The following is a 4,408-nucleotide window of genomic DNA, read 5'->3' as shown; positions in this document are numbered from 1 at the left end:
GTTGAATACATCGCTGCAGGAATTGTTGATGATATTGAACGTGAAACAGAGGAAGATATTGATATTTTCTTTTTTAAAGTAGAAGAAGACGGTCAGTTAACAGATATTGAAACAGATGAGGAATTTGAAAAAGTTTCTGCTGCATTCGAAAAGAGTGTTATGGGCTGAACCCTTTTTATCAGGGGGAAAGAAGATAGAGAAATACGAAAGAATAGCACTTTCTGCTCTTTCTATCTATAATAGAGTTTACTGATTAAAAAGGAGATGTTTTTAATGGCAAAAAAAGGATACATACAAATGGAGAATGGTGAGAAGATTGAGTTTGATCTATTCCCGAATGAAGCACCAAACACGGTAGCTAACTTTGAAAATTTAGCTAACACAGGCTTCTATAACGGCGTTGTCTTTCACCGGATTATCCCTGGCTTCGTAAGCCAAGGTGGAGACCCGACTGGAACTGGTGCAGGTGGAAGCGGTACTACAATTAAATGTGAAACAGCAGGCAATCCGCATAAACATCTTGCAGGAAGCCTTTCTATGGCTCATGCCGGTAAAGATACAGGCTCAAGTCAGTTCTTTATTGTACACGAACCGCAGCCGCATCTTAATGGTGTTCACACTGTTTTTGGTCAGGTAACTTCTGGTCTTGAAACAGCTAAAAACATGAAACAAGGCGACAAAATGGAAAAAGTCGTTGTTTTTGACGCTGAATAATGAAAAGTGAGAGAGCAGAGATGCTCTCTCTTTTTTATTATTCAAACAAAAAAGGAACCCTCGAAGGGTTCCGCTGCCTAACTATTCTTTGTCTTTATTAAACCAAAGCGGTTCGTTGTCATCCACTTCGCCGTTATAGTTAATCGTTATCTCTTCCCCGGCTTTAATATCTGTGTATGCTCTGAAATCGAAGGTATGATTATCAAAATTAATGTCATACGTGGCATTAGGTGTGTATGAGTGATTAAACAGCATACCATATCCTAAAAGGATCGCTGTATGGTTTATACCATATTCGAATGCATAATCTGCAAGCAGTGTTTTTTCGATGTGTTCATGTTCGGCATTTGGATAAGCAATAACGGGTGCCTCGTGCAGGATTTCTCCTTTTTTTATATCACGTTGTGCAAAAACTCCTCTATTAAACTCTCCATCGCTAAGTGTAGAACTTTTAATTTCAATCATAATAGTCACCTACGCATTCTTTTACTTTATTGTTCGTTCTCTTTAATTGTCGCAGTTGACAACAATGAAAGCAACTTTTTTCATTTTTCGTTCAGAAATCCCTCTTTAGAATAACAATTTATGTAAGTTGGTGTATGGGCATGTGAGTAGATCATAGCTTTGTAAACCGTAATTTACCAGAGATCTTGGCCTGTACAAATTAAAATGAAGACGTCTTAAATAAAAGAAGGGTTTTTTTGAAAAGTAGAGTATTAGTAAAGGAAGCGGGGCTCTATAACCTAGAAGCCTATTAGCAGTTAAGAAGGAAAAGGAGGTGTGCAGCAGTTGACATTATTAACAAATTTAAAAGTACTTGATTTTTCAACCCTTTTACCAGGTCCCTTTGCAACTTTAATGCTGGCTGATTTAGGAGCAGATGTTCTGAGAGTGGAAAGACCAACAGACGGGGAAACCCGCTCTATGGATCAATACCTTAACCGCTCAAAAAGATCAATCACTCTTGATTTAAAACAAGAGGCGTCGATAGATGCAGTTAAAAAGATTGTGAAAGAATATGATATTGTGCTTGAACAATTCCGTCCAGGTGTAATGGAACGTTTAGGCTTGGGGTACGAGGAATTGAAAAAAGTGAATCCTCAGCTGATTTACTGCTCGCTGACGGGATTTGGTCAGACGGGTCCATATAAATATCGCCCAGGACATGATATTAATTATTTATCTATTGCTGGTTTATCTAGTTATTCTGGGACAAAAGAAGACGGTCCTGCCAAAAACGGAACACAAATCGCCGATATCGCTGGCGGCTCACTACACGCGGTCATTGGAATATTATCTGCAGTCATTTACCGAGATCGAACTGGAGAGGGACAATCGATTGACATAAGTATGACTGATTGCAGTTTCTCCTTAAATGCAGTATCAGCCCCTCTGAATTTACAAAGTGGTATGGAGCTTAAACCAGAAAAATTGCTATTAAACGGCGGCTCCTTTTATGACTATTATCAAACAAAAGATGGGCGTTATTTCTCTGTTGGAAGTTTAGAACCACCATTCCGTAAGGCTTTATGCACGGCCATCGGAAGGGAAGATTTAACAGGGATTAGTATGAAAAATGACGATGAAAGCAGTCGAGCATTTAAACAAGCAGTTACGGAGGCATTTTTGGAAAAAAACTTTGCGGATTGGCAAGAAATATTTGCTGAATATGAGGCCTGTGTCGAGCCAGTGCTGACATTTACTGAAGCGGCTGAACATCCACAGCTTAAGGAACGCGGCATGATTGTTGAGGTTCCTGATGAAAAGGGAAACAACCAAAGGCAGATTGCTTGTCCCATTAAAACCTCTGTTTTCAAACCAGAATACAAACATGTTGGTCCCAAAGCAGGAGCTAGTAATCAAGAAATATTTACCAACTAATGTAAAAAAGGAGAAAAAACACCTAAGGGTGATTTTCTCCTTTTCCTTTATAAGAACTTAGCAGAAATAAGATCTACTTTTAAACCGCTGGTGCGATGGGTGGTGCTTTGGAAATTTGTTGATAAATAAAGGATGCTTCTATTACTAGAGTCGCTTTATTTAGCAGAGAACGGCGACAAGTGCGCTTACATATACATTATCGAATGGATTATATTGTTGCAGCCACATAGTAGTCATCTCAATTCTAAGGTGTTTTGATTGTTATTCTTATTGTCCTTTAAAATGTGGAGCTAAAACTTCCTTTAGTACATCCGCACTGTGTTTAAATTGTTGGCGTTCTTGTTCATTTAGCGTTAATTCAACAATTTCTCTTATTCCGTTACGATTAACAACTGCTGGAACGCCAATATATACATCTTCTGTTCCGTATTCTCCCTCGAGATAAGTACTAACCGTTAGAACACTGTTTTCATTATTTAAAATGGCCTTTGTAATTCGGGCAAGGCCCATGGCAATTCCATAAAAAGTTGCACCTTTTTTCTCAATAATTTGATAAGCTGCATCGCGAACATTTATAAATAATTCATCGAGGTCTTTCATATTATATTCTGAATTTCTCTTGATCAATTCTGTAATTGAAACTCCCCCGATATCGGCATGACTCCAAACGGGTAGTTCTGTATCGCCATGTTCCCCAATAATATAAGCATGAACGTTAGCCGGAGCAATATCGAAGTATTCGCCGAGCAAGAAACGGAAACGGCCCGTATCTAAGATCGTACCACTGCCGATTATGCGTTCTTTTGGCAGACCGCTGAATTTCCAGGTAGCATATGTTAAGATGTCGACTGGATTTGTAGCTATTAAGAAGATTCCGTCAAAACCACTCGCCATAATTTCTTCCACAATTCCTTTGAAAATTCTTAGGTTTTTTTCAACAAGATCTAAGCGCGTTTCACCGGGTTTTTGGTTAGCTCCTGCACAAATACAAACTACATCTGCATCTTTACAATCTGAATAAGTACCATACCATGTTTTTGTTGGATTTGGGGCAAATACCTTCCCGTGATTTAAATCCATGGCATCACCCATTGCTTTATCTTCATTTAAATCAATTATGACTAATTCTTCAGTAATAGATTGATTTAACAAGGCGAATGCATAACTACTTCCGACAGATCCAGCACCTATAAGAGCAACGCGATTAACATTTCTTTGTTTCATAATATAATTCCTCCATTTAGTTATTCATGATGTTTGTGAATCCTTTCACAATCTTTACTATGTTTTAATTTTGCACCTTATGACACAAAAAAGCAATATAAAGAAAAGAAGGTAAATCCAGTTTTGTCTACAATTTGTCTAATTAATGAAGAACTAAATTACTTAATCAATAAACACCTTTAAATAAACATGCGATTTCTTTGTTATTATTATCAATAAGTTCAAATTTATCCCTAATAATAGGGCGTAATACCTGCTTTAATAAGGGTTTTTTAAGGTATAAAAAGGAATATATGCTTGGTTGTTTAGAATATGAAAAAATGAATAAAAACCATCTTATTCGTGAACAATTCATGAACAAGGGCTTTTGATATATGAAAAAATAAGTTTCTTTAAATGAGTGTCACTTGCCTAAACTGTGCATAAACTGCTATTACCCATGTAAGTGCTCCTTCTAAAAAAGGAGATGTACCAATATGTCAGGTTGTGGCAATGAAGGTGTTGGATTTGGTGGAGGTTTTGCTTTTATCGTCGTTTTGTTTATCCTGCTCATCATTGTAGGAGCTAGTTTTGTAGGCGGCGGTGGCGG

At 37.6% G+C, this 4,408-nt stretch carries 6 protein-coding genes; 4 read left to right on the top strand and 2 right to left on the bottom strand.

Going from position 1 to position 4,408, the window contains the following annotated elements; translation table 11 throughout:
• Both AC52RT_RS15200 and AC52RT_RS15195 read left to right on the top strand, forming a co-directional pair.
• Positions 1–168, top strand: a 168-nt coding sequence (locus tag AC52RT_RS15200; protein WP_495541525.1) for a DUF1292 domain-containing protein, incomplete at its 5' end; no start/stop codon positions are given.
• A 105-nt stretch (positions 169–273) separates the two neighbouring features.
• Positions 274–714, top strand: coding sequence for a peptidylprolyl isomerase (locus tag AC52RT_RS15195; protein ID WP_040374318.1), 441 nt, complete (start codon positions 274–276; stop codon positions 712–714).
• Positions 715–795: 81 nt separating this feature from the next.
• On the opposite strand, the gene AC52RT_RS15190 is transcribed toward AC52RT_RS15195, so the two are convergent.
• Positions 796–1,179: an SET domain-containing protein gene (locus AC52RT_RS15190; RefSeq protein ID WP_340846954.1), complete on the bottom strand. Its 384-nt coding sequence runs from the start codon at positions 1,177–1,179 to the stop codon at positions 796–798.
• A gap of 315 nt (positions 1,180–1,494) precedes the next feature.
• On the opposite strand from AC52RT_RS15190, the gene AC52RT_RS15185 reads away from it, so the two are divergent.
• Complete coding sequence (locus tag AC52RT_RS15185) at positions 1,495–2,595, top strand: CaiB/BaiF CoA transferase family protein (protein WP_495541523.1); 1,101 nt, start codon at positions 1,495–1,497, stop codon at positions 2,593–2,595.
• Positions 2,596–2,862: 267 nt separating this feature from the next.
• Here AC52RT_RS15185 and AC52RT_RS15180 read toward each other — a convergent pair whose 3' ends face one another.
• Positions 2,863–3,819, bottom strand: a complete 957-nt coding sequence (locus tag AC52RT_RS15180) for an L-lactate dehydrogenase (RefSeq protein ID WP_495541522.1) — start codon at positions 3,817–3,819, stop codon at positions 2,863–2,865.
• 476 nt (positions 3,820–4,295) lie between these two features.
• Here AC52RT_RS15180 and AC52RT_RS15175 point away from each other — a divergent pair.
• The coding region (locus AC52RT_RS15175) for a YjcZ family sporulation protein (protein ID WP_495541524.1) at positions 4,296–4,408 on the top strand (113 nt) is incomplete at its 3' end.

The sequence above is a fragment of the Peribacillus sp. genome, assembly GCF_059453735.1.
This window is presented reverse-complemented; position numbering and strand designations above follow the sequence as displayed.

Bases quoted from the DNA above. Each gene is read 5' to 3' on its own strand.
- AC52RT_RS15195 (WP_040374318.1), top strand. From the start codon at position 274: ATGGCAAAAAAAGGATACATACAAATGGAGAATGGTGAGAAGATTGAG.
- AC52RT_RS15190 (WP_340846954.1), bottom strand. From the start codon at position 1,179: ATGATTGAAATTAAAAGTTCTACACTTAGCGATGGAGAGTTTAATAGA.
- AC52RT_RS15180 (WP_495541522.1), bottom strand. From the start codon at position 3,819: ATGAAACAAAGAAATGTTAATCGCGTTGCTCTTATAGGTGCTGGATCT.